23 protein-coding genes, 2 pseudogenes and 1 other annotated feature (1 of these 26 cut by a window edge) are annotated in these 24034 nt (G+C 38.3%); of the genes and pseudogenes, 18 read left to right on the top strand and 7 right to left on the bottom strand.

The annotated features are described in order from the left end of the window. Positions 1–105: 105 nt before the first annotated feature. Positions 106–783: a DUF3169 family protein gene (locus tag AC1ECF_RS03955; protein WP_480388089.1), complete on the bottom strand. Its 678-nt coding sequence runs from the start codon at positions 781–783 to the stop codon at positions 106–108. Further along, entirely contained in the window at positions 780–986 is a 207-nt protein-coding gene (locus AC1ECF_RS03950) for a helix-turn-helix transcriptional regulator (protein WP_480388088.1), read from the bottom strand. Before AC1ECF_RS03950 ends, AC1ECF_RS03955 begins: the two co-directional genes overlap by 4 nt. A 291-nt stretch (positions 987–1277) precedes the next feature. Between AC1ECF_RS03950 and AC1ECF_RS03945 the strand changes: the two genes are divergently transcribed. After that, a complete protein-coding gene (locus AC1ECF_RS03945; protein WP_480388116.1) occupies positions 1278–1814 on the top strand; it encodes a DUF6609 family protein in 537 nt (178 codons plus the stop codon). Between the two features lie 325 nt (positions 1815–2139). Here AC1ECF_RS03945 and AC1ECF_RS03940 read toward each other — a convergent pair whose 3' ends face one another. Beyond that, entirely contained in the window at positions 2140–2517 is a 378-nt protein-coding gene (locus AC1ECF_RS03940) for a hypothetical protein (protein WP_480388087.1), read from the bottom strand. 570 nt (positions 2518–3087) lie between these two features. Further along, positions 3088–3507, bottom strand: a complete 420-nt coding sequence (locus AC1ECF_RS03935; RefSeq protein WP_480388086.1) for a hypothetical protein — start codon at positions 3505–3507, stop codon at positions 3088–3090. A gap of 560 nt (positions 3508–4067) precedes the next feature. Here AC1ECF_RS03935 and AC1ECF_RS03930 point away from each other — a divergent pair. The 13 genes and pseudogenes from AC1ECF_RS03930 to AC1ECF_RS03870 all read left to right on the top strand — a co-directional run. Continuing rightward, positions 4068–4394, top strand: a pseudogene (locus AC1ECF_RS03930) (IS110 family transposase); the annotation flags it as partial. Positions 4395–4464: 70 nt separating this feature from the next. Next, positions 4465–5459, top strand: a pseudogene (locus tag AC1ECF_RS03925) (LLM class flavin-dependent oxidoreductase). Positions 5460–5638: 179 nt separating this feature from the next. Next, positions 5639–6523 carry a LysR family transcriptional regulator gene (locus AC1ECF_RS03920; protein ID WP_480388085.1) on the top strand — a complete coding sequence of 295 codons (885 nt, stop codon included), beginning with the start codon at positions 5639–5641 and terminating at the stop codon, positions 6521–6523. 222 nt (positions 6524–6745) lie between these two features. Next, positions 6746–8413 (top strand): ABC transporter substrate-binding protein, encoded by a 1668-nt coding sequence (locus AC1ECF_RS03915; protein ID WP_480388084.1) that lies wholly within the window; start codon positions 6746–6748, stop codon positions 8411–8413. A 12-nt stretch (positions 8414–8425) separates the two neighbouring features. After that, positions 8426–9430 (top strand): ABC transporter permease, encoded by a 1005-nt coding sequence (locus tag AC1ECF_RS03910; RefSeq protein WP_480388083.1) that lies wholly within the window; start codon positions 8426–8428, stop codon positions 9428–9430. Then, positions 9430–11142: a dipeptide/oligopeptide/nickel ABC transporter permease/ATP-binding protein gene (locus AC1ECF_RS03905; RefSeq protein WP_480388082.1), complete on the top strand. Its 1713-nt coding sequence runs from the start codon at positions 9430–9432 to the stop codon at positions 11140–11142. The genes AC1ECF_RS03910 and AC1ECF_RS03905 overlap by 1 nt, the downstream gene beginning before the upstream one ends. Then, positions 11126–11944 carry an ABC transporter ATP-binding protein gene (locus tag AC1ECF_RS03900; RefSeq protein ID WP_480388081.1) on the top strand — a complete coding sequence of 273 codons (819 nt, stop codon included), beginning with the start codon at positions 11126–11128 and terminating at the stop codon, positions 11942–11944. The genes AC1ECF_RS03905 and AC1ECF_RS03900 overlap by 17 nt, the downstream gene beginning before the upstream one ends. After that, positions 11913–12545, top strand: a complete 633-nt coding sequence (locus tag AC1ECF_RS03895) for a phosphate starvation-inducible protein PhoH (RefSeq protein ID WP_480388080.1) — start codon at positions 11913–11915, stop codon at positions 12543–12545. The genes AC1ECF_RS03900 and AC1ECF_RS03895 overlap by 32 nt, the downstream gene beginning before the upstream one ends. Next, positions 12538–13146, top strand: a complete 609-nt coding sequence (locus tag AC1ECF_RS03890) for a hypothetical protein (RefSeq protein ID WP_480388079.1) — start codon at positions 12538–12540, stop codon at positions 13144–13146. Before AC1ECF_RS03895 ends, AC1ECF_RS03890 begins: the two co-directional genes overlap by 8 nt. Further along, complete coding sequence (locus AC1ECF_RS03885) at positions 13122–13817, top strand: cell division ATP-binding protein FtsE (RefSeq protein WP_480388078.1); 696 nt, start codon at positions 13122–13124, stop codon at positions 13815–13817. The genes AC1ECF_RS03890 and AC1ECF_RS03885 overlap by 25 nt, the downstream gene beginning before the upstream one ends. Next, positions 13783–14655, top strand: a complete 873-nt coding sequence (locus AC1ECF_RS03880) for a cell division protein FtsX (RefSeq protein ID WP_480388077.1) — start codon at positions 13783–13785, stop codon at positions 14653–14655. The genes AC1ECF_RS03885 and AC1ECF_RS03880 overlap by 35 nt, the downstream gene beginning before the upstream one ends. Beyond that, positions 14648–15598, top strand: a complete 951-nt coding sequence (locus tag AC1ECF_RS03875) for a hypothetical protein (RefSeq protein WP_480388076.1) — start codon at positions 14648–14650, stop codon at positions 15596–15598. Before AC1ECF_RS03880 ends, AC1ECF_RS03875 begins: the two co-directional genes overlap by 8 nt. A gap of 9 nt (positions 15599–15607) precedes the next feature. Continuing rightward, positions 15608–16618 (top strand): hypothetical protein, encoded by a 1011-nt coding sequence (locus tag AC1ECF_RS03870; protein WP_480388075.1) that lies wholly within the window; start codon positions 15608–15610, stop codon positions 16616–16618. A gap of 170 nt (positions 16619–16788) precedes the next feature. Here the strand turns inward: AC1ECF_RS03870 and AC1ECF_RS03865 are convergent, their stop codons facing one another. Beyond that, the gene (locus AC1ECF_RS03865) at positions 16789–17226 is read right to left on the bottom strand and encodes a hypothetical protein (protein ID WP_480388074.1); all 438 of its coding nucleotides are present in this window, start codon (positions 17224–17226) and stop codon (positions 16789–16791) included. 469 nt (positions 17227–17695) lie between these two features. Here AC1ECF_RS03865 and AC1ECF_RS03860 point away from each other — a divergent pair, with 469 nt between their 5' ends. Beyond that, a complete protein-coding gene (locus AC1ECF_RS03860) occupies positions 17696–18751 on the top strand; it encodes a M50 family metallopeptidase (protein WP_480388073.1) in 1056 nt (351 codons plus the stop codon). A gap of 99 nt (positions 18752–18850) precedes the next feature. Beyond that, positions 18851–19210: a YolD-like family protein gene (locus AC1ECF_RS03855; protein WP_480388072.1), complete on the top strand. Its 360-nt coding sequence runs from the start codon at positions 18851–18853 to the stop codon at positions 19208–19210. 553 nt (positions 19211–19763) lie between these two features. On the opposite strand, the gene AC1ECF_RS03850 is transcribed toward AC1ECF_RS03855, so the two are convergent. Continuing rightward, complete coding sequence (locus AC1ECF_RS03850; protein WP_480388071.1) at positions 19764–20702, bottom strand: sigma-70 family RNA polymerase sigma factor; 939 nt, start codon at positions 20700–20702, stop codon at positions 19764–19766. Positions 20703–21148: 446 nt separating this feature from the next. On the opposite strand from AC1ECF_RS03850, the gene AC1ECF_RS03845 reads away from it, so the two are divergent. Next, positions 21149–21799 carry a VC0807 family protein gene (locus AC1ECF_RS03845; protein ID WP_480388070.1) on the top strand — a complete coding sequence of 217 codons (651 nt, stop codon included), beginning with the start codon at positions 21149–21151 and terminating at the stop codon, positions 21797–21799. Here the strand turns inward: AC1ECF_RS03845 and AC1ECF_RS03840 are convergent. Beyond that, a complete protein-coding gene (locus AC1ECF_RS03840; protein ID WP_480388069.1) occupies positions 21780–22661 on the bottom strand; it encodes a LysR family transcriptional regulator in 882 nt (293 codons plus the stop codon). The two genes, AC1ECF_RS03845 and AC1ECF_RS03840, sit on opposite strands and share 20 nt — an antisense overlap. A gap of 100 nt (positions 22662–22761) precedes the next feature. On the opposite strand from AC1ECF_RS03840, the gene AC1ECF_RS03835 reads away from it, so the two are divergent. After that, positions 22762–23829 carry a citrate/2-methylcitrate synthase gene (locus tag AC1ECF_RS03835; protein WP_480388068.1) on the top strand — a complete coding sequence of 356 codons (1068 nt, stop codon included), beginning with the start codon at positions 22762–22764 and terminating at the stop codon, positions 23827–23829. 62 nt (positions 23830–23891) lie between these two features. Beyond that, positions 23892–24034, top strand: a binding site (T-box leader) (it continues 116 nt past the right edge of the window).

Raw genomic sequence — 24034 nt, 5'->3', positions numbered from 1 at the left:
TTTACGAAAACAGCCTTTTACAAAAAGAAGAGGATGGAACAGATTGGATTTGTTCCTTTCCTCATTTCGTTGAGATACATGCAGGATAACTACCGCCTCATGTAACTATATTAGTTTACTTGGCTTTAAGCTAATGGTATAAATCGTTTGGATTAGTAGCAACAAAATACCGATACCAATAATGCTGATAACCTGAGAATTTCCTGTGAAGGAGGAATAAAACATAAGAGAGGATGCTAACACCACAAGCCCCCACACGATATAAGCATGTAGCTTATACAGGCTTTTTAGCATCAAATATTTTTCGCCATCGTCAATTTGATCAAAAAATTCTTGATCATAGTTTTTTGAATGTGGATCAGGGAATCTAAAGGATGGATTAGTAATATGAGCAACCTGTTGACTTGGAAATAGATTCACGAATGAAATAATAGAAAGCACCCAACTCCATAGTGCAATCTCTGGTTCGGTATCCCTTAAGAGTACAAACCCTACTAAGACTGCTGTAAAGGAGAGGCTTACAGCTACTTGAGTAGAAGTCAAAGCGTCATATACTTTTCTTTCAAGCATTAATTGATGGTGATCTTCTATTTCCATATCTACTTCTATTTTGCTACCTTTGACTGCTTTATGTAATATAAAACGGGCTACTATTAAGCAAAGGATAACAAGTAAGTTAACCATCATAAGTATATTGCCTTCAATCGAATTATTGCTATAGCTTTCAAACAGTTCTTTTAATCCGTAGATAAAAATGATGCTATATACGATTATCAGCTTCACATGATTTCCTCCTCACTAAAAATAAATACTTTTTCTAAAGGCTCTTTCAATACATTCGCAATTCTTACTGCAATTAGTAAAGATGGCATATATTCATTTCGCTCGATCAAACTAACCGTTTGTCGAGAGATTTTCGCTCTTTTCGCTAGCTCTGTTTGATTAAGTCCCTCTCTCGCTCTTAGTTCTTTTAGTCGTGTTTTCATTTATTACCACCTCTTTTACCAATATATACTATATATGTCAAAATGACAATGATATTTGTCAAAATGAAAATAATATATTACAGATTCGATTATTCATAAGCGTTTCTAGAAGACTAGGATTCTTGGTGGCGATGGCATCGCGCATTGAAGGAGGTCTGCTACTCAAATTCAATTGTTATTCAGAAAATTATTTATTAATATTTGAAAATTATGTAAAATAATATTTAATTAGGGTGTGACAGATAGGTGCAATTAAGTGTTCAAATTATTTCTTAATAGGGGGGAGAAGCAATTAAACTTGAATATAATAATCAGAGAACGGTAGGGGTATGGTTAGTTTATATTGGTATCATAATTATTCTCTCTGCAATTACCGGGGGAGAATTATTGATACAGCCATTTTTAATGGGTTTTGGTTATTTTGTTGGGTATTTCTTGATCTTTGGATTACCTTATGTAAATAATAAATTAGCTTATGGGAAGAATTCTAAGTTTCAAGATAGAATGGATAATATTAATATAGTAGTTACTGTTATTCTTTGTACGCTTTGTGGGTTATTAATCGGCTTTGATGAATCTAGATTAGTTTGGTTATCTATATTTCTTGTTATTGGTATTCATTTCTTGGGTTTTTATTTTTCTCAAGGAAAAGTTATGCTTTACTTAGGAGCATTAACAACACTCAATTCTTTAATAGGACTATTCCTGTTCGAGATTCCCTTTCTTATATTGGCAGTCATAGATGGCATTTTAAAAATCATTTTTGGTATTAAAATGCTAACAATGAAGCGCCAAGCGGATAGCTTACATCAAGAACCAGCATTGTGAAAACTTTAATGTTAGAAGATTAAATACTGTTTCAAAGAGAAACTTAAAATAAGAAAATGAGCTTGGAGGAAGTTATATTCCGAGCACTTTTAGACCTTGATTAAGGTCTTTTATTTCCTTTATATCTAAATACGAGCGGAGGTAATTAACAGCTTTACTACTATAATTTTTATTTAACCTTTGCTATTATTTAACAGAGTCAATACGGCAAGTGAAAACGCACAGATGATTACTGTGCGTCTTTAAATACAGTTTATACTGTTATTTTGGAAAGTGACAATACTAGAAATTGAATATTTAACTAAACCTCTCGATATTTAAAGAATTAATTATTAAAAAATAATGCTCTCATTTCTTTTGGGACAATTTTAACATTTACAATTTTGTATTCTGTTTGATTTTCTAAAAGAGGTGCAAATTCAACCAAAAACATTTCTCCATTGTCCATAGTGATTAATTCATAGTCTTTAAAATTTGCACCGTTTGTAGATATTTCATTTAATCGCGTAAATTCAACTTCTGATACTGTATTCTCTGCATCCTCATAGAATAACGATTGAAATTCCTTGTAATTTTGATTATCAATCTGATACTTCATCAAGTTAGCAGCATTCATCGGCGAATCTGGTTTTAGTTTCTCTTCATCGCTACAACCAGTTAACAATAATAATAAAAATAATATAAATACTAAGTGCTTCTTCAACCATTTTTCCCCCTCTTTTTTTCTAGCTTAAATACTCCAATTTAAGTTTCTTCCTGAAACTATCGTATAAGGATATAATCCACTGCTAATTTAAATGAATTTCTTCTAAATTTTAAAAATATTTTCAATTAAATTACGAAAAATCCAATGAAATCAGCTGGCGTTTCCCCCAATTTAGTTATTTCATTAACTATAACCCCATGCTTGATATCCCGTTGGAGGGAACTCGATTGCTTGTGTCTGGTCGGGTGCATGATCTGGTGCTCACTTTACAACATAAACAATATCAAGACTTTTTCTTTTTTAATACTTTTTTGTAAAAAAAAGTATTTATAAGAATATTGTAACATTATCTCCCAAAAAAACAATTTATAATTTACAGTATTGTTAACCGTTTCGTTGTTTAACATATATATTTGACCGATTACCGTTAATTAATGTACTAAATCACGTCGCATTAGATGCTCTTTTGTCTTAATCTGAAGATATACCAACCAGTCTCCATTCCAAAAAAACTAAAATAAGTTTTTAAATAGCACCCCTAAAAATAGGTCGGCACTATTTAAAAACTTACTTTTCTAATTCATAATGCAATAAATCATCTGAATTTTTCCCGCCAGAGTAAATTGACCATTGTACTACTTTATTTTCATTTATAACTTTATAAGAATAAATAACTTCCTCTTCGTTTAAAAAAATAATATCTACATTATTTTTCTTACGCTTCCGACCTTCTTCTAATGTGTCGTTCACAATCCATTCCTCATTTGAATACTTTTTTTCAAGGTATTCATTCACAATTTCAACCGACCGTTTATATTGATGTTCATAAACCTGTCCCCTTATGTAGAAAAAAACTCCATAACCAAATAAAACTATTATTATTAATCCAATTATAATTTTCCTTTTTCCTCTTAAAATCATTAATAATATTAACAATATAAATATAATAATACTAAGCAAAAAACGTTCTAATGTATAATCCCCCAATGCTTTTCCTCCTCAAAATGTTAAAAAATAATTTAGTTAAATCGTAATCGAACCCTTTAATTTTAACACATAATTCCTAAAGTGGTCATTTATGTTAATGCGTTATATAGTTAGTGGTACTCGCGGATGCGTTATTGTTTGGAATAAAGTTTGATTAAAACATAGCTACAAACACTGTTTCTAATAGAAAATCATAGCCCCTGTTTTGAACAAAGATTGATCAAAATAGGGGCTATTCTTTATTCTTTTATAGGGATTTTGTAATAAAGATTGATTATTTCGGTAAGCGAATATTGAACTAACGCCCCCGTTCGTATTATAAGGTCAGCCAGAGAAATCAGGTTGACTATTTTTTATTCAATTTATAGATTGATAGTAGCCGGGGTAGAACGTACGCACCCGTGGGACTTGATCCCGACAACTAAACTGTTCACCCTCTACTTGTTAACACATGATTAGGCTGGTTGGGACATCGTGATCCCGTATAACAAGCGAAGATATGAATGACAAGGTAGATAGAGGTTACCGGTCAATCCACTACGTTTAGGAGGAGATAATTTATGAATCCAGTTGTTGGTCTGGATGTCGCAAAAGGTGAAAGTCAGGTTCAAATGTTCTTGGATAAAAAAATGCCCTACAAAAGCAGTGTGAAGGTTGAACATACGGTGGAGGGTCTAGAAGAGTTACACGCTTATTTACTAGATTTAGAGCGTCAAATAGGGATGAAACCACCAGTTGTATTGGAATCAACGGGTCACTATCATGCCCCAGTTGTTCAGTTTTTAGAAGGAAGAGAGTACATTGTCATTATCGTTAATCCGTTAGTATCTTATCGGGCTAAAAGCTCTAACTTACGAAAAACAAAAACAGATGCAATACAAGCTCATTTATTTTACTTTTCTTTCCCTGTCCTATAGCATTTATTAACAAGGGAAGAAAAGAAAGGATGGACATTAAATGAGATTGAGTGTACTAGATCAAGCGCCGATTACATCGGGCAATAAAGCAGTAGATGCACTAAAAAAAGCAGAAGAGCTTGCAGTGCTTGCAGATAAATTGGGATATCATAGAATGTGGATGGCGGAGCATCACGGGACAGGGGCTTTTGCGAGCTCTGCTCCAGAGGTGATTGCTGCCCATTTGGCCGCTAAGACTGAGAACATTCGAATTGGTACTGGCGGGGTAATGATGATGCATTACTCACCGCTTAAGCTAGCGGAGGTTTTCAAGACATTAAGCGCCTTTTCTCCAGGACGAATAGATTTTGGGGTAGGCCGAGCGCCTGGTGGGGACAATTATTCGATGTATGCACTTTCTGAAGGACGCCCGCCACAAATCAACAATATGTATGAAAAGCTAGAGGTTGCCTTACAGCTAATAAATGACGAGGTACCTTCTGACAGCTTATATAGCCATACCATAGCGACCCCTTCCAATGTCGTATTGCCAGAAGCGTGGCTGCTTGGATCAAGTGTGGAAACAGTGCTATCAAAGCCGGTCGTATGGGTCTTGGATATTCCTTTGCGCAATTTTTCCAAGGTAGCATGTCACCGACTATTTTAGATGCATACCGTTCGAACTTCCAGCCTTCCGTGTTTATGGAAAAACCTGAAATCAATGTTTCCTACCTGGTGACAGTGGCGGAGACGAAGGAAGAGGCAGAGTATGAAGCGCGTCCACAGGATATTGCAAGATTGTTCTTAATGAGGGGCCAGATTGGTCAATTATTGACACCAGAAGAAGCTCATAATTACCCGCTTACCGAAATGGACAAAATGATGATTCAAGAGAACCGGAAAATCCATTTGGTAGGATCAGCAAAAGAGGTTGCGCAAACGCTACTAGAGGAGCAGGAGTATTATGGCTTTGACGAAGCAATGATTTGTAGTATCCCACATTCACAAGAAAAGCGTCTTGAGGTGTATCGTCTGTTGGCAAAGGAATTGATGTAGTATATTGGGTATACCTGAGATAATGTAACTTATAGCATAAGCTTTCCGTGTGGAAGGTTTATGCTTTATTTTTGTTGCAAAGTTTATTGAAATAAAATCAAGGTGTTTTACAAGAAAGGTGATGAATAGTAGTATAGATAATGATATTCATTCTCATTAAGATGGAAGGGAATTGTAACATGAATAACTGGTATAAAACTTTTATGGTGCTTGCGGACTGTCGTTCGTATACGGAAACAGCAAGAAGATTGTTCTGTTCACAGCCAACCGTAACACAACATATACAACAGCTTGAGAAGAACTTAGCGTGTCGCCTCATTAATCGAAATAAAAGAAAAGTGGATTTAACACCGCAAGGAGAAGTAGTCTTATCTTATGCAAAAATTATTTATCAAAAAGAACTAGAAATGAAGAATGTATTAACGCAAGTGGAACAACAAGAAAAAACGAATTTATTTTTATCTAATTACATAGCTAATCATTACTTTGATGATATTTTCGGTGAGGGCAATACTATTTCACAGAACTATCCATATGAAATCAATTGCTACTGCTATTCAGAATTGAAAAAACTATTAATGGAAGGAAAAATCCATTTTGCTGTGATGCCGTTGTATGACTTGGATCCAACGATATCGCAGCAGTTTGACGTAGATTATTTATTTGAAGAAGAGCTAAGTTTGGCAATCTCACCCACACATCCATTGGCGAAAAGGCAGGTTCTATATGTGCGGGATTTAAAGGATTACTCGGTTTATTTACCTAATGGAGAGCTCTATTCGGAGCAAATTAAAACATCCCTTCAGGAAAAAAATATTTTTCCTGATTATTTACAAATGTCCAATTTTCATGTTATCACGAAAGCTGTCCAACAAGGAGTGGGGATGGCCTTTTTACCTGATAAAGTGATTCAGCAAGAAGGACTGGAAAGGAAAGAAGTAAAGGGTTTACGTATTAAACGGCAGCTCGGGATTGTAATGAGCGATAGAACGGCATTAACACCAAATGAAAAAGAGATCTGCGAGCATCTTAAAGCAAAATTAGGGACGTCTGTATCAATTTGATGCAGATGTTTTTTTATTTAAAAAATAGTTCCTGAGCTAGCCATGGGTGTGCAAGTTATAAGAAATTTTAATAACTATATTAAAAACTTTAATAATGTTGTAAAAAGTACGAATATATCAACGTTAAATTGAAATGAGTGGCAAAGTGTGATATTGATAATCATTATCAATGACTGTATAGTTTCAAATTGTAACCAATATTTTTACTTAGGAGGAAGAGATATGGAGTTTGTGAAAAAGACGAAGCTACTTATTCCCATATTAGCTCTGTCTTTCGGGCTTACTGCTTGTTCATCGAGTGATGAAGAAGTGAAAGAAGGAAGCGCACAGGCAGTAGAGGGAGGTGCGACAATAGAAAACCGTGTGGAGAACCTAACAATCGGTTTACAAAGTGATGTAGGTCCGTTGAACATTTACACAGGAAATCTGGATTGGTTGACGGATATGGTGTATGACAAGCTATTCTCCCCTTCACCATACGTAGATGAACCAACACCGTGGCTTGCAGAGTCAGCAACACAAGTTGATGAAGATACATGGGAGGTTGTCATTCGTGATGGTATCAAATGGCATGACGGTGAGGATTTCACAGCCGAAGATGTTAAATTTACATACGAGTATTACCGTGATGGTCCAGCAAACCGCCATACACACCACGTAAGTGAGGTCCCACAAATCGATGAGATTTCCATTAAAGAAGATAATAAAACAGTAACATTTGAATGTGGTTACCCATGCCCGTCACTTCAAACAATAACATTTGCTGATTTACCGATATTACCTGAGCATATTTGGAGTAATGTTGAAAACCCACGTAAATATTCAGAGCTAGCAATTGGTACTGGACCTTATAAATTAACAGAATATGTAGCAGATCAACATTATACATTACAAGCTAATGATGATTATTTCATGGGTACACCAACAGTGGAAAAATTGACGTTACCAATCATTGCGGATGCAACAGCTATGTTCAACGCGTTAAAATCCGGCCAAATCGATGTGTCTTCACGTACGGTACCAGCGGAGCTATTATCCACTTTTAAGGGTGATAACAAATTTAAATTAGCTTCTGCAACAAACTTATCAATTGTGCAGTTTGGCTTAAATTTTGAAATGGCACCATTTAATAACGAAGAGTTTCGTCAAGCGATGTCGTTATCAATCGACCGCCAGGCAATTGTTGACACAGTATTACTTGGTCAAGGTCGTGCAGGGGATAAAGGTTACCCACATCCTGATTCTCCGTGGACAAATCCAGACCTTTCAACCCCATATGATGTCACAGAAGCAAATGAGTTATTTGACCGTTTAGGCTACAAAGATACAAATGGTGATCGTCTCCGTGAAACTCCTGAAGGGGAGCCATTATCAATTGCAATTAAAGTATCAGCAGGTGAACCTATTTATGTTCGTGTCGCAGAAATGCTGGCTGAACAATATAAAGAAGTAGGGATTGAGGTTGCTGTAGAAACACTGGATCCTACAACGTATTCTGCTGCTATTTCAGAGGATAACTTTGAAGCATATGTAGGCCTTATCGGTCCTCATGGTGTTGCTGATCCAGACCAATTTATCATGTCTCACCGCTCAGGCTATCTTTGGAACAAGGATTTGCCATACCCAGCATTGGATGAATTAATTGAAGATTGGATGGCATCTAAAACAATTAAAGACCGCAAATACATTTCATTTGACATGCAAGAGTTATATAACGAGCAGCCAACTGCAATTGCTCTGTATTATCCGGAAGAAGTGTATGCCTATAATGCGGAGGTTTATGATGGCTACGTTGAGTCATTAGGCTACGGTGTCATTCACAAATTTTCATTTTTACCTGAATCAACACAAGAGGCTGTTTCAGCGACAGCACCTGTAATTGTAGAGTAAGGTGGCGTAAAAATGGGCAGACATTTTTCAGTAATAGGAAAAAAACTGTTCCAATATGTACTTGTGCTATTCGTGGCAATCACGATTAATTTCGGATTGCCGCGGCTGGCACCTGGAGATCCATTGCTATACTTTTTCGATGAATCCACATTACAGGAATTATCGGAAGAACAAAAACAAGCGGCATTAGAGTCGGTTGGCTTGGGTGGATCGTTATGGGAACAATATATTGAATATTTAAAAGGGATACTCACTTGGGATTTTGGTTTGTCAATTAAATATGCAGAACCCGTTACTGAAATTATGGCAGATAAATTAGCATGGACAATCACATTAGTTTTACCTGCATTGCTGATTAGTACGGTTATTGGCGTCATTATTGGTGCGTATTCTGCTTGGAACAGAGGAAAGAAGCGAGATGTTACGTTTTTAACAACGATGTTGACACTTCAAGCGATTCCAGGATTTTGGATTGGTATGTTATTTATTGCGATTTTCGCCGTACAGCTCAATTGGTTTCCGACTTATGGGGCTGTATCGATTATCCAAGACGGAACGATGTGGGGTTTTATAAAAGATGTGCTGTGGCACTTAGTATTGCCGATTACGACACTAAGCATCGCGACAGTTGGTTCGAATTATTTATTAACACGATCGTCCATGCTGGAGTCACTTGGCCAAGATTATATGTTAATGGCAGAAGCAAAAGGCGTGAAGAAGAAGGGTTTAATTTTCAATCATGCATTGCGTAATGCATTGTTGCCTATTTATACGCAATTTACGATGTCACTGGGGACGCTAATCGGTGGGGCAGTCGTAATTGAAACGGTGTTTTCTTATCCCGGTATTGGCAGACTACTTTATGAAAGTGTCATTGCACGGGATTTTCCGATGATGCAAGGTGTATTTCTAATCATAACCTTAGGAATTATCATTGCCAATATCTTAGCGGACCTGACGTACCCTCTTATTGATCCACAAGCGAAAAGCGCCTCTACAGAAAAGGTGGGACAATAATGCGGAAATCAACAAAAATCATTGGGATAACTGGGCTTGCCATGTTAATGATGGTTTTATTATTTGCACTGTTAGGTCCTGTACTAAGCCCGTATGATGCTTATAAACAAGTGGGTCCTTCATTTCAGCCTCCAAGCCCTGCACATTGGCTTGGCACAAATGATATGGGACAAGATATATTAACGGAATTAGCAGTAGGCGCACGTACATCTTTATTCATCGGTATTGCAACAGCAATTTTGGCTACGGCTATCGGAGGCATTATCGGTGTATTGGCAGGCTATATTGGTGGGCGTTTGGAAGTAATCGTGATGCGCATGATTGATATCGTTATGACGCTTCCGTTTTTACCCCTTATGATTGTAGTCGCTGTATACATAGGTCCTGGTATATATACACAAATTTTTGTTATTACATTAGTGATGTGGGCGGGAAAAGCCCGCCAGATCCGTGCACAAACATTGGCTATTAAATCAGCTGGTTCCGTACTGGCAGCAAAAACGATGGGTGCCAATGATTTTTATATCTTCTATAAGCATATTTTGCCCGGTGTTTTCCCAATCTTCATCCCTCAGTTTGTAGGGGCGGTAAATGGAGCTATTTTAATGGAATCCTCTTTAAGCTTTTTAGGCTTAGGAGATCCAACAATGAAAAGCTGGGGTAGTATTTTATATTACGCCAACAGTCGAAGTGGGTTTTTAACAGACGCTTGGATGTGGTGGATTATCCCTCCCGGCGTATGTATCGTAATAGTAGTTTTGGCTTTTTCGTTCATCGGCTATTTTTTAGAAGAAAAGGTCAACCCACGTTTAGGTGCCTATACGGTGGCAAAAAAACGGCGACAGCAGCTTATCGAGACGAATACACGATTAGTAGAAGAAAATACAGTGCTATCTGTTGAAAATTTAACTGTTCAATATCCGAAGAATAATCGCTTCTCGACTGTCGTAAATGAAGTCAGCTTTCAAGTAAGGCAGGGCGAAGTATTAGGGATTGTCGGGGAATCGGGAAGCGGTAAAACAACCGTAGCCTCAGCCATTATTCAGCAATTACGCTCGCCAGCTCATATTGCATCCGGAGCTATTTATTTTGAAGGGCGAAATTTGCAATTATTTAGCGATGAAGAAATTCGTCAAGTGCGCGGCAGGCAGATCGGTTATATTGCACAAGCTGCAATGAATGCGCTGAACCCTGTGCATACGGTAGAAAAGCAGCTGAAAGAAGCAATTTTAGCGCATCAAAAGCTTCCGAAACATGAAATGAATACACGTATTGACGAAGTGCTCAATCAAGTTGGACTAGATTCAAAATGGCGCTATGCCTATTCTCACGAATTATCTGGCGGTATGCGACAGCGTGTCATTATTGCGATGGCGCTTATAAATAAGCCGCGTTTTGTCATCGCAGATGAGCCTACGACTGGTTTAGATGTACTCGTGCAAGTAGAAATATTACAGCTGCTGAGAAAGCTTCAAAAGGAAATGAACCTTTCGATGATTTTCATATCCCATGACTTGCCGGCAGTATTAACGATTACAGACCGTCTTCTTATTATGAAATACGGTTATATCGTCGATGGTGGTCCATCAAAAGAGCTAGCCCGTACGTCGAGTCATCCATATACAAGACGTTTGATAGATGCGATCCCACGATTGAAGCCTAAAAAGAAAAATGAGGTTCGCGAGGAGGAGCTTTATGAAACCGTTCGTTGAACTGACAAACATCATGAAAGTTTATAAGCGTTCTAAACGTAACGAAGTTGCTGTATTGAAAGATGTTTCATTGTCTTTTCAAAAAGGAGAAATTATTGGACTTATAGGGGCATCAGGAGCAGGGAAAAGTACAATTGGAAAAATGATAGTAGGTCTTGAAACGCCGACGCAAGGTTCTCTTACCTTTAATGGAACCGAGTTGACAACGATATCCAAAAAACAAAGAAGGACATATGGTAAAGATATTTCGATGATTTTCCAGGATCCCTATGAATCCTTGTCTCCTCGCATGAAAATTTTCCAATTAGTTGAAGAGCCATTGATTATCCAGAAAATCGAATCGGATCCGGAGAAAAGAAAAGCGCTTGTTCGTGAAGCCCTGGAGGTTGTGTCGCTTGATCCGAACAAGTATATGATGCGTTATCCACATGAATTGTCGGGGGGAGAGCGCCAGCGGGTGGGAGTAGCACGTGCCTTTGTGACGAAGCCGCAGCTAATTGTGGCAGATGAACCAACCTCCATGCTGGACACCTCATTAAGAATGGAATTAATTGCTTTATTAAAATCCATGAATGAGCAATTCGGCATTTCCTATGTGTTTGTTACACATGACATTGCATTGACGAAAGGATTTTGCGATCGGATTATTGTGCTGCATGAAGGAAAAATTGTTGATGAAGGTCCGACTGAACAGGTCATGAATCATCCAACGCATCCATTTACGCAAGCCTTAATCGATGCACTCTTATTATTGGAAGGAGCAAATGAAAATGAAGGATTTTCTAGTAGTACATCCACGTAACATTTTTTCAGAAGGACAAACGGTAGAAGGCTATGAAGTTGTGGACATGTATCAGCTGCACACAATTGATTTGGCACCATACAAATGTATGGTGATCCTACCTTTTGTAGATCAGGATTATTTATTAGAAGAAAAGGAGTGTATTGAACAGTTTTTAGAAGCTGGTAAAATTGTGTGCTTCTTCGGAAACCTAGTGACACCTTGGCTGCGGGGTCAAGAAATGTTCATTCCAAAAGAAATTAAATGGCATGGAGACTATAATGTGTCGATTGCAAAGCCACATCCTATCTTTGAAGGCGTCACAGAAGACGATATGACGATCAACCGGGGAGTAAAAGGTTTCTTTGCACGCGGCCATCACCCGGCCCCAGAAGGCGCAGAAGTATTATTAACATTACCAGGCGGAGAAACAATTACATACATTGATCGCAACTCTACTAACGGTACAATCTTTGTACACTCTGGCGGCAGTTTGCTGCAAACGAGTGCTCGAATGCAGCCGCAGATTAACAAAACAACAGACCGTATTCCGGCACAAATGGAGCAATGGGTACAAGACGAATTTAAACGATTACAGAAAGGGGAGAAAGTAAATGCGTAAAATTGCCGTTATGTATGGTGGCAGCTCTCACCATCACCGAACATACAAAACATCTGAATTTGGCCAGCATATTTCTAAGTTAATACCGATTCGACAATTCGCAGAAGCTTCATTGGATGACTATGATGTACTGATTATCCCATCCCAAACACATATTGAACTATTAGAGAAAAATGTAGATAAAATTTATGATTTTGCGAATTCAGGCAAAGTAGTTGTCACGTTTGGTCCACAGCATCGAGACTGGTTACCAGAACATAAATGGGAATTCCGTCCGACAAACTTCTGGTGGTGGCTGGAGCCAGGTGCAGATAGCGGGCTGCGCCTACCAGGTGAATCACAAGATTTATTCACGAATTATTTAACGTTAGCTGATGCTACTTGGCATCAACACGGTGTATATTGGCCGGCGGAAGGCTGTGAAACACTTGTATCAACAGCAGATGGCGGCTCTGTATTGTATATCGACCGTGTGAATACGAAGGGGACTTGGGTGAATACAACTTTAGATCCTGATTACCACTTCGGTTCCTATTTCATGCCGGCAACCGAGCGCTTTTTGCGAGGCTTCATACCATGGCTAAAAGAAGGAAAGATTTAATCATGATTCAAATGAAGGAAGTGACGAAATACTACGATGACGTTGCTGTATTGTCACAGTTGAATTTCCAACTCCATCATGGTCAATTTGCCTACTTGCGAGGTCGCTCGGGTTCAGGAAAAAGTACACTTCTAAAATTATTGTATAGAGAAATAGATTGCGATACCGGTCAAATTTTGATTGATGGTTCGGATATAACATCCATGCCGAAATTTGAATTGAGACGGAAAATGGGCATTATATTTCAAAGCTTCGAATTAATTGAGCAGAAAACAGTGCTTGAAAACATTCTGTTGGCAGGAAAGGCACTTGGACGACCCATCGAACAAATACAAGAGGAGGCCATGCGTTTACTAGAGCGCGTGGGCCTTCTTCACAAAATAGATGCTTATCCCCTGCAGCTTTCCGGTGGGCAACAGCAACGGGTGGCAATTGTGCGTGCATTGTTAAATAAACCGAAGCTGTTATTAGCGGACGAGCCAACAGGGAATTTAGACCAGCAAACAGCAATGGAAATAATGGAATTATTGTATGAATTGCATCTGGAAGAGAAAATTGCAGTGCTAGTCGTTACGCACGCAGAGCAATTACTCCAACACGGGGAAACCATTTGGGTGATGGAAGACGGTGATATAAGTGAACAAACATCAGATTATCTACATGCTAGATGATGTAAAACTAGGGATCAAGCGCAACAGAGGAAGTGTAGGTGCCTCTGTCACGCTTCTTTTTATTGCGCTTTGTCTAGTGGGAAGTGTTTTATTGGTGAGGGCATATGTGGCCGAGGCAATTGACTATGTAGAATCACAGCTAGCAATGAAAGTATATGTAGAAGATGGCATGGTTGAAGGGGTTGCCGAAATTTTATCGGAGCAATCCTATGCCAAAAACGTGGAAATCGAGACAGGTGAGCAGATGCTCGATCATATATCTTTCATCTTCGAAGGCAGAGAGCACTTATTGCATGCTTTTACAGATGGGAGTGTGGCAGATGCCGTTAAGTTTCAAGTGAGTGATCAAGGTTATGTCGAATCACTTCAGCAAAATTTAGCACAAGTGGACAGTATCGTAAAAGTTATTTACCCGCAGCAAATGGCACAAATATTATCAACATGGATACAAAAAATTGAATTATACGGTGTGTTAGCAATTGCACTATTTGTTGCTGTCGCATTTTTAATGGTCTATAGTTCATTCCGCCTTGCGTTATATCAACGAGCTCAAGAGCTGAAAATAAAGCTGTTTTTAGGGATGGATCCTAAAATCGTTCGTATGCAGTTCTTACTGGAAGGCATATTATTAGGTCTCTTTGGTGCCCTGCTGGCAATCGTATTTATTAATGGATTATATAGGTTTATTTTTAAACCAATTCAATCAGCAATCCCTTATTTGGGGCAATTAAACACCAATCAAGTAATCCTTATTTGTGTCATTCAATTGGTAATGGGTGCTGCATTGGGAATGGCAGCAAGCTACTTTTCAACAAGAAAGATGATCCGCTATGTATAAAAAAATGGGACTCGTATTGCTTTTAGCAGGTGCCGTTGCATTACCGGCTTATGCCCATTTAACAGGTGCTTTTGCGAACTTCTTGGGAATTGTATACGATGATTCGACGGTTTCGAAGCTGCACCAGGAGATGGACCAAACACGCGAAGAGATTGAAAAATTGGAACCCCAAGTAAAGCAAGCAGAAACAGCTTTTAAAGAAGATCAGCAAGTCGCTGTCGAGCAGCTGCAGTTTTACTCGGAAAAGGGCTTGGATACATGGCTGGCATTGATGCAGCAAGGTTCAGATATTGTGGATATTATGGGCAACCAATGGGTAATGGAACAAAAAATTCTTACGTATGCAGAACAGTTGAATAAACTTTATCTGCAATATGAGCAATTGCTTAGCAGTCAAAACACATTGAAAGGGCATGAACAATTGCTGCAGGCTATTGAAAAGAATTTACAGGCTAGGGAAGATTTCTTGGCAGAAACAGCCGGGTTGGAGCTAGAAACCATTGCGAACTATTTGGATATTGATTGGACGGCAGAAGTGGAAGAGTCGATTATTGCAGATTTTCAAAAAGATGCCGACACAATAGAGGGAAATTTACTGGATTGGGTTAGCAAAAGCCCAACCGGTTCATTTTATCTATCCGAAGAATGGCTCTATGAGCGCAGTAATGCACGATATTATTTTCGACATGACCATATCTACGTAGAGTACGAACTTGAATATGCTCATGTATTGATCCTCGGACAAATTCTGCAAAATGAAGAGGGCACTGCCGCAGAGTTTGACATAGAAGCAGGCTTTTATAATGGCTTCTTTTTACCGGAGGAGTTGTTAGTTGAGCTGCCGAGCTTTTCTATCAATTATGAGACATTGAAAACAATGGATGGCATAACAAATCCTTATGTAATCCAAAGAAACGGTAGCTTGCAACTTACTACAAAATAGGAGGTTATCATGAAGAAAAGAATTGTACTATGTCTTTTCATGTGCTTTTTCTTTACAACATCTGCATCTGCACATGTTTTGAACAAAAATAATACCTTTAGTGATCTAAATTTAAGTGAAAATGCAAACGACATTGTAGTGCTATCTTCTTTGGGGATCGTCTCTAGTTTAGACGCAAATCTCGAATACCAGCCACAAAAGACATTAACCGCGCAGGATTTAGCTGCATGGGCAGCCAGATATCACGGGATTGATGCCGACACGTCTGCAAAGCTAGCACAACGAGTATTGGAACAGCAGCTAATTTCCACTATCGAAGGGGAAGCTACGTACCAATTGGTAAATGAAGCTTTTTTCCAGAATCATTTGGACATTCCTAATCCGACAGAAACATTGACACGTGATGAATTTGCGGCATTTGTTACAAAACACATACATACGGATATTGGCGGCCAGACTTTACTGCAAATGTCTGGCTATACCAAGGGGCCGACAGGAAAAGTGGAAGCGGTCGAGCGTGTACAAAAAACAACGGAAACCGGCAGTACGGCGGATGTATATATGTTGACAATTGATGGGGAAGATTATCAAATGGGCATGCATCCGAGGGCGATTGCTGTAAGTGCAGATCCAGCCGTTTGGGTAGGACAGACAATTTCCGAGTCTTATTTTGGACCGAATGCTGCAAATGATTATGCGGGGAAACATACTCAGGAAAAGGTAGAAAGTGAAAACGGAGAGCCTGGTGCATCAATGGCTCTACAGCTTGTTGTCGTGGGGGATGAGCCGTACACGTCGCAGGAGCAGCAAGAAAACAATCTATTAACCAATGAATCAAGCGGTGAAGAAAACCAACAAATAGAGCAGGCCTTAACTAGTGTAGAACAGCAAATAGCCACTAAACCTGAAGGGCAAGATACTGGTAAATTGAAGCTGATTGTTATTGGAATTGCTGTCCTTTCTCTCATTATAGCTATCGTGAAGATTTTCCAAAATAAAAACAAACGAGCACGCAGATAAAGGAATGAGAAACTTGGCATTCTAAATGGAAAATTACTCATGTTGTATCATAAAAAACAAATGCCCAAAACTCATGCGCTGAAGAAATTATCTCCAAGCTCATGAGTTTTGCTCACTTTTTTTAAACGAAAGCTCCGGTTAGTTGAATAAGTCATCCTGGTTATTGCCAATTAAAGTTCTTTGCCTGTCAAGATTTCGAATATAATTTTAGAAGATTCACTAGATAAAACCCCATAATTTGATTGCCCTTCAATTATAAGTTCTACTCTATGAAACTCTTCATTTATCCATGCGTCATGGGTAAATGAATTCCAGGTAAAACTATAATCTGGAGGGCCAATATCTACTTTAGTATTCTCTTGCCATTCCGCAATTCTTAAAGCTTCTATTACTTTCTCTACTTCAGTACTATCAGTTACTTCATTTACTATCTCGTAATCCCCATTCATGTTTTTTTGTTTCACAATCATAGGCTTGCCATCCCAAGGAACGCTATAAACTCTGTCTTTCGTTGAATTGATTTTTTCATTATTATTTATCGTTCCTTCTTGGTGACAACCAACTAAAATAAGTCCAATTGCGAGTATTAATAAAAACAATCTTTTCATCAACTTCACCTCAATTATTAGACGTAATGACTGGCAAAATAGTAACGGTTCCTTCAGTCATAATATCCAGATTTATTTTAATGCAAGGCTGTTTTCTAAAAGATTGTTGTTCTTATCAAATTTGCATATAATATATTGACTGATTAAATAAAGAAAAATAGAGAAAACAGCATTGCACTGGTCATTGGTGCCATGCTGTTTTTTTATGGGAATCATAACGCTTCTTGTTTATATGTAAAGTCTATTGATCCTGCTGTTAGGACCAGATTGTCCATTTCCAAAATATGAATGATAAACTATTAAACGTGATATAATTGTTGTGAAAATATACAAATAAATGGGGATGTTTTAGTGGGTAAAACTTATATTAATCAAAGTGCATTATCTGCAAAGTTTACTTTTCTTATTTAGAAGGTGAGTAATTCAAGGGTGCTTGAGATAACCAGCACATAGTAGAGGAGATAGAGTAATGAAATTCTGGAAAAGTCCAATGGGTGTCACACTGATTTTTTTTGCTGTGGTGATCGCATTACAATTTACCGATTATGCGGAGACGATGCTGGAGCTAGCTATTTTCGTTACATTAGCTATGCTAACGTTTTTTATTCATGAAGTGGGTCATGCCTTATTTGGTGTTTTGGCTGGATACCGTTTTCATTATTTAATAGCAGGGCCTTTTCTGATAGAGAAGACTGACAAGATAAAGGTTAGAGCAAACGAAAGCTGGGCAATGTTTGGTGGTGTTGCAAGCTGCGCACCTATTAGTGGAAATATTGATAGGATCATGAAGCAGCATCAATGGTTTGCAGCAGGTGGACCACTTGTTTCCCTTCTTGTTGCCATTATTGGGTTATCTATCGGCTTTAGCTTTGATCAACCGTATACAAAGTTTTTTGGAATTCTAAACTTGGCTATTTTTGCAGTGACTATCATTCCCTTCAAAGGAGCTATGAAATCGGATGGACGCGTTCTATTAGAGCTCAGGAGAGGTGGAAAGGAAGCAGAAGCATTTTTGGGCAGTCTTTTGCTGTTAAAAGAAATGATGTCTCCAAAACATCCAGCAGATTGGTCAGCTTCCTTAATTGAACAAACAAAGCAAGCTGCTGTCTCTGAGGAAACACTTATGAACAGTTATCTACTCTTTTATTATTATCTCGTAATGGAAAATTATGATTATGCATCTCGCATGATTGAAGCGTATAAAACCATTCCAATTCGTAAGGATAATAAGATAGCAATGCAATTCATCACCCATATCAGACAGGTGGATTGCTTTCTTCATCAACCAAATGTAGAAGAAATAAAGGCGTTGCATACATATTTAAGTCCCATTGAACCAGTAAGCTATAAACGCAGTGAATGGATGATTGCTCATTTAACTGGTGATCAGAAGACTGCGGAAGCTAAACGTAAAGAGGTTTATGCAGAAATAGAAAAAGGGAAAAAGCAATTTGGCTTCTTTTATGCTGAAGAAATGCTGACTCATAAAATTTTTAAAGCAGCGAAGGAGCCAGTATTCATTTAATTTTTCATTCATTCTCCTAAACCTATAAATTCCCAGTTGTATAACGAACATTTGTTCGTATATAATAAATAAAAAAGATAGGTAATGGAGATGGCTAACATGGAAGAATGGGAACAACTTGATTTATCTAAAATAAAAGATAGAGGATCAAAAAAATGGGTGGCCATGATGTTGCCGGAGCATGTAAAGATGCTTAGGGATTACCAAGAGGAAGTCAAAAAGGAGCCTCGACCAGATTTAAATGAATTTGATTATGAATTTATTCAAGAGCAGCTAGAGCTAGCAATGAAACGAAACGTGGAAATTAAGGTGAAACGATGGAGAGAAGGAGAATTTCTCTACAATCGTGGAGTCATTCAGTGGATTGATGTATCAAAAAGGACGATTGAATTAGAGGACCCTTTCCGGTGCTATAAACTGTCACTGGATGAAATAGTGGACGCAACGATAATGGAATGACTTGTTGTGGGAGCCTGAAGGTGGGAAAAATCGAAAGAGAAGCACTTATGATACAAATCATAGGTGCTTTCTTATTTTTTAAGTGTTAGGTTCTCTGCTGCGTCGGATGCTTTCCGTGGGCACGGGTCGAGCCTGTAGTCTCTCCCTCGTGCTATTTCCACAGGAGTGATCGACGCTGCTCCGAACCAATAGTGTTTTCTACTAAAATTAAAATTTGAGCAATAAATTTCAAAAAGAATATAACATATCAAGAAAAACTGACTAGTGATGCATATACCTTAGTACCAATTATAGAAGTAAAACAGATACTCCTATTGATTACACTCCTGAAGGTCCAATTACAGACGCTGAGTTGGAGAGCGGAATACCGGGATAAGGTCATCGGTAAAAAAGATAGAAGTGTTGAATATCGACGAGTGACTCAAAAAGACCGAAAAGTAGTTACTCAATTTCTATAAAAATACGACGCACTAGAACCAAACTGTGAAGTAGGAAAGTTGAGAGAAGTGGTACAAACACAATAAAAGGGACAACAATTGTCATCCCTAAAAACTCAACTCCAAAATACAGGTGGTTTTACTAGCTGTGCCTTTATTCCAAGCTCATCAGCGGCAGCAAAAATAAATTCTTTTCTGAAGAAATAACTTTTATGGCTAACTATTTTTCCGTTTTCAATTTCTTGTGTTTGTATGTCATGAATTTCAGCACTAGTGTCATTAGAAGTTAATACAATAATAACTGGTTTGCCCCAAAGGATGATTTCACGAGCTGTATGACCAGGCAAACCAAATTTTAAAGAACCTTTCAGCATTTCATCTTTAGAGAATTCCTGGAATCCAAAGAATGCTTCATTTTGTGCTTGTTCACTAAATAACCTTAACATACTATTTAAATTGCCATTATTAAAGGCTTCTAAGTATGCCTGGATGATTACGTTATGACTTTGAGAAACTATCTTAGTTTTTGATTTTGAAAAATCCAAAGACTCTATTTTTCTTCTCGCGCGTTGAACAGAAGAATATACACCACCTGGAGTGCTTTGGACAATCCCAGCTACTTCATCTGCACTAAACTGGAAAATATCCATCAGTAAAAATGCGGCTGTTTGTTTGATGGTCAAATTTGACTCCAACGATATTAGAATTTCTTCCAATAATAGTTGGTCTGAAAAATCAAATTTTGGCTCAGGTACTTCATCTAATGTTCCTATTTCACGTTTGAGTTTTCTACATTGGTCAAGCCAAGTGTTTGTTGCAACTCTGAAGAGAAAGTATTTTTTGTTAGTAATTTCACTCCACCGTTGTGGTAGCAAACCAAAGGACTTTATCATAGTCTCTTGATAAAGATCTTCACCATCCCAAGGAGAACCAGTAACATATTTACAATAATTCCACAGGTCTGTTGAGTATCCCGAAACTATTTCTTCAAATTCATCTCTTATTTTTCGAGCTTCATCTACAAATGTCTTGTTAATGTTAGTACTTGTTTCCATATTGTTCCCCTCCTAATGTTCTTACAATTAATAGACGTTTGAGAATAGAAAAATTATACGGCTTAATAAAAAAAATTAAAGATACTCCGAGCAATTGCAAGATGACTAAATTATGGAGGTTGTTAATACATATTACGTAAAAAGAACGTCTTAGAAAAATAGATGATTATGCCAATCACTTCCCATTTTTCAATACGCTAAGCAAATGTATTATTTCGTAAGTATCCGAAAAGGAAGGAAAACTAAAAATGGCACATCATGTGCCAACGTTTTCTTGAACAACATCCTATTGTCCCGAAGCTGCGCTCCCAGGAAAGCGTCCAGCCAGAACGGAAATCAACCACACCTTATAGATATGACCTAAAAAAACATTTTCAAATATCTGGAACTTTTCTAGAGGTGTGCCGTAAAGTATGAAACGATACTTTACTAAAGGGAGCAAGAAAATGAAAAAATACATGATTGTGCTAGAAATCGTGTTTTATGTGGCTCTTCCTTATCTTATTTGGACGAACGGCAGGGAGGCATTAGGTGATTATTGGGCGATGCTTTTATCTACTGTGCCGGGTTTCATCTATACTATCGTTCGTTTCATTACAGAGAGGGAATTTAATGTTACTGGTTTGTTTATATTATCGAGCCTATTAATTGGCACGATTGTTGACTTGCTCTCTGGCACAGCTGAAAGAATGCTTTGGAATCAGTTGTATCTTGGTCTCGTGTTCAGTGGTATATATCTCATTTCTCTGATGATAAAGAAGCCACTTCCGCTCTATTTCTTTGTGGATATCGCTTATCTCCAAGGATATGACCGTCGCGGAAGCAAAAAATTGTTTTACCGAAAAGAGATTTTCAAGTGGTTCCAGTGGATCACGGTTTTATTTGTAGTACGTGGACTCACCTTGGCTGCCATGAAAGCCTGGATGTTAAATCGATATGGAGTAGAGGCTTATACCTCACTCTTGATTTATAGACAGCTAGTCGGTTGGGCTTTCGGAATAGTTGGGCTTTTCCTATACTTGGCCGTCTTAAAAGAAATAAAGAGCATAACAAAATCAAAGGAAACGGCTCCTGTTCTCAGCCAAAATAATGCTTAGAAATTTGCTCGATAAATTCTTCTTCTAGGCTTCCCATCTTTTTGACCAATACATAGGAAGAAACGGTTGGAAGCTCGAATAAATCAAAGTGTGGCTGCATAATCTTTCCTTCTATAAGCTCTCTCCTGACGATTGAATGTGGAAGGAAGGATACTCCAAGCCCCTCTTGGATAAACCGCTTGGTCACATGTGCCTGCGTGACCCTCATCGTACGAAGTCCATGGACATGCTGATGGAGCTTGACAAGAAGGCTATCCCAAAACGAAGGATGGTGGTGAGTGAATAAATAATTGTTTTGCAGTACCTCTTTCACATCAATAGGTGGCCCAGTTTCTTCATCATAGCCATCAAAGGGCATGAGAAAAATAATCGGGTCCTCATAAATAGGAGTCGAGTATAGACTTTTGAACGTTGCGTCAGTGGATGCAATCCCGATATTTACTTCCTCTTCATTCACTAAATGCTCTATCACATGGGACTCTTCCACACGAATATTAACCTCTAAGTCGGGATGATTCTGTAAAAAGGTTCGAAGAAAATAGGGTAGGATCGTTTCTGCCATCAGTGGGGTAATGGCAATCGTCCATCTTCTTCGAAAGCCTTGTGCATATGCCTGTACCTTCGTGATGCTTGCTTCCGTGGAACGCACCAGCTGCTTCGCTTCCTGTAGAAAAAATTTTCCTTCGGCCGTCAAGGTTACTCGGTTTTTATTCCGTTCAAAGAGCTGAATGCCGATATGCTCCTCCAAAAGCTTAATGTGGACAGTTACGCTCGGCTGAGACATAAGTAAAATCTCAGCAGCCTTCCGAAAATTAAGTGTTTCTGCTGCTATACAAAATGTTTTTAACCATTGATACTCCATACAATCACCTTCGATTAAATAAAATAATTAAGTCAATTATATATATTTAATTTTTTTTATCAATCTTTTATATTAAACTATAAAAAAAGGAGGAGTTCATATGTTTCAAAAGGGACTAAAAGATGTAGTAGCAGTACACACACAGATCGCTTCCGTAGACGGTGAAAAAGGGGAACTTCGATACCGAGGAGTAAAGGTAGAGGAGCTAATAAACGAGGGGAATTTTGAAAAGGTTGCTCAGCTTCTGTGGACTGGTGATAACACAGGGGAGTATTACCAGCTAAAGGACTATAGAACGCTTCCAACTCATGTGGAGCAAATCATCGATGTATTGCCAAAGGAAACTGCCCTAATGGATGCAATGAGAACAGCAATTTCTGCATTTGTTCACGATGAGTTTAAAGAAAAAAGCCTAGAGGAGCAAGCGGCCATCTTAACAGCTGCGCTTCCTGTAATTGTGGCAAGACATTACAGAAACCAGCAGGGCTTGCCGATCATTGAACCGAACGAGGAGTTATCCCATACTGCCAATTATTTATGGATGCTAACGGGTGAAATACCTACAGACGTGCAAGTAGAAGCATTAGAAACGTATTTAAAGCTTACAATGGAGCATGGTCTAAATGCATCTACGTTTGCTGCACGAGTGACTATTTCTACAGAATCAGATCTTACGGCAGCAATAACATCAGCTCTAGGGACAATGAAGGGACCGCTTCATGGGGGAGCCCCATCCGGTGTTATTGCTTTATTAAATGAATTCAAAAATCCAGCGACTATTCGAGATATCGTGAGAGAGAAAATAGAAAACGGTGAAAAAATAATGGGCTTCGGTCATCGTATTTATAAAACCGAGGATCCTCGCTCTATTCTATTAAGAGACAAATGCGTGGAGCTTCAAGGGCAAGACGCATGGTTAGACATTGCGACGATTGCAGAGAAGGAAATTATCGAGCTACTTGCTGAGTTAAAGCCAGGTCGCATGCTTTACACGAACGTGGAATATTATGCGGCTGCCATTATGCGATCCATCGACATGCCGCCTGAATTGTTTACACCGACCTTTAGTGTTGCCCGCATGGTTGGTTGGACTGCGCATGCGATTGAACAAATCCGTGATAACACGATATTTAGACCGCAGTCGATCTATGTGGGAGAAATGAAATAAAAATTCAAAAAATTCACTTGATTATTATTTTTTCTCTCGATATAATGGTAACAATTTTATAAATAATAGCGTTGAAGAGGAAAAGTAAAATGAGGATGTTTTCAAGAGAGCTTCGGATGGTGGAAAAGAAGCAAACTAGTCATTTGAACATGATCTCGGAGCTTCGTACTGAAAACCTCTGGTTAGTAGGCTACGACAAGATTTG

Source organism: Psychrobacillus sp. Z3-81 (genome assembly GCF_056620325.1).
This window is presented reverse-complemented; position numbering and strand designations above follow the sequence as displayed.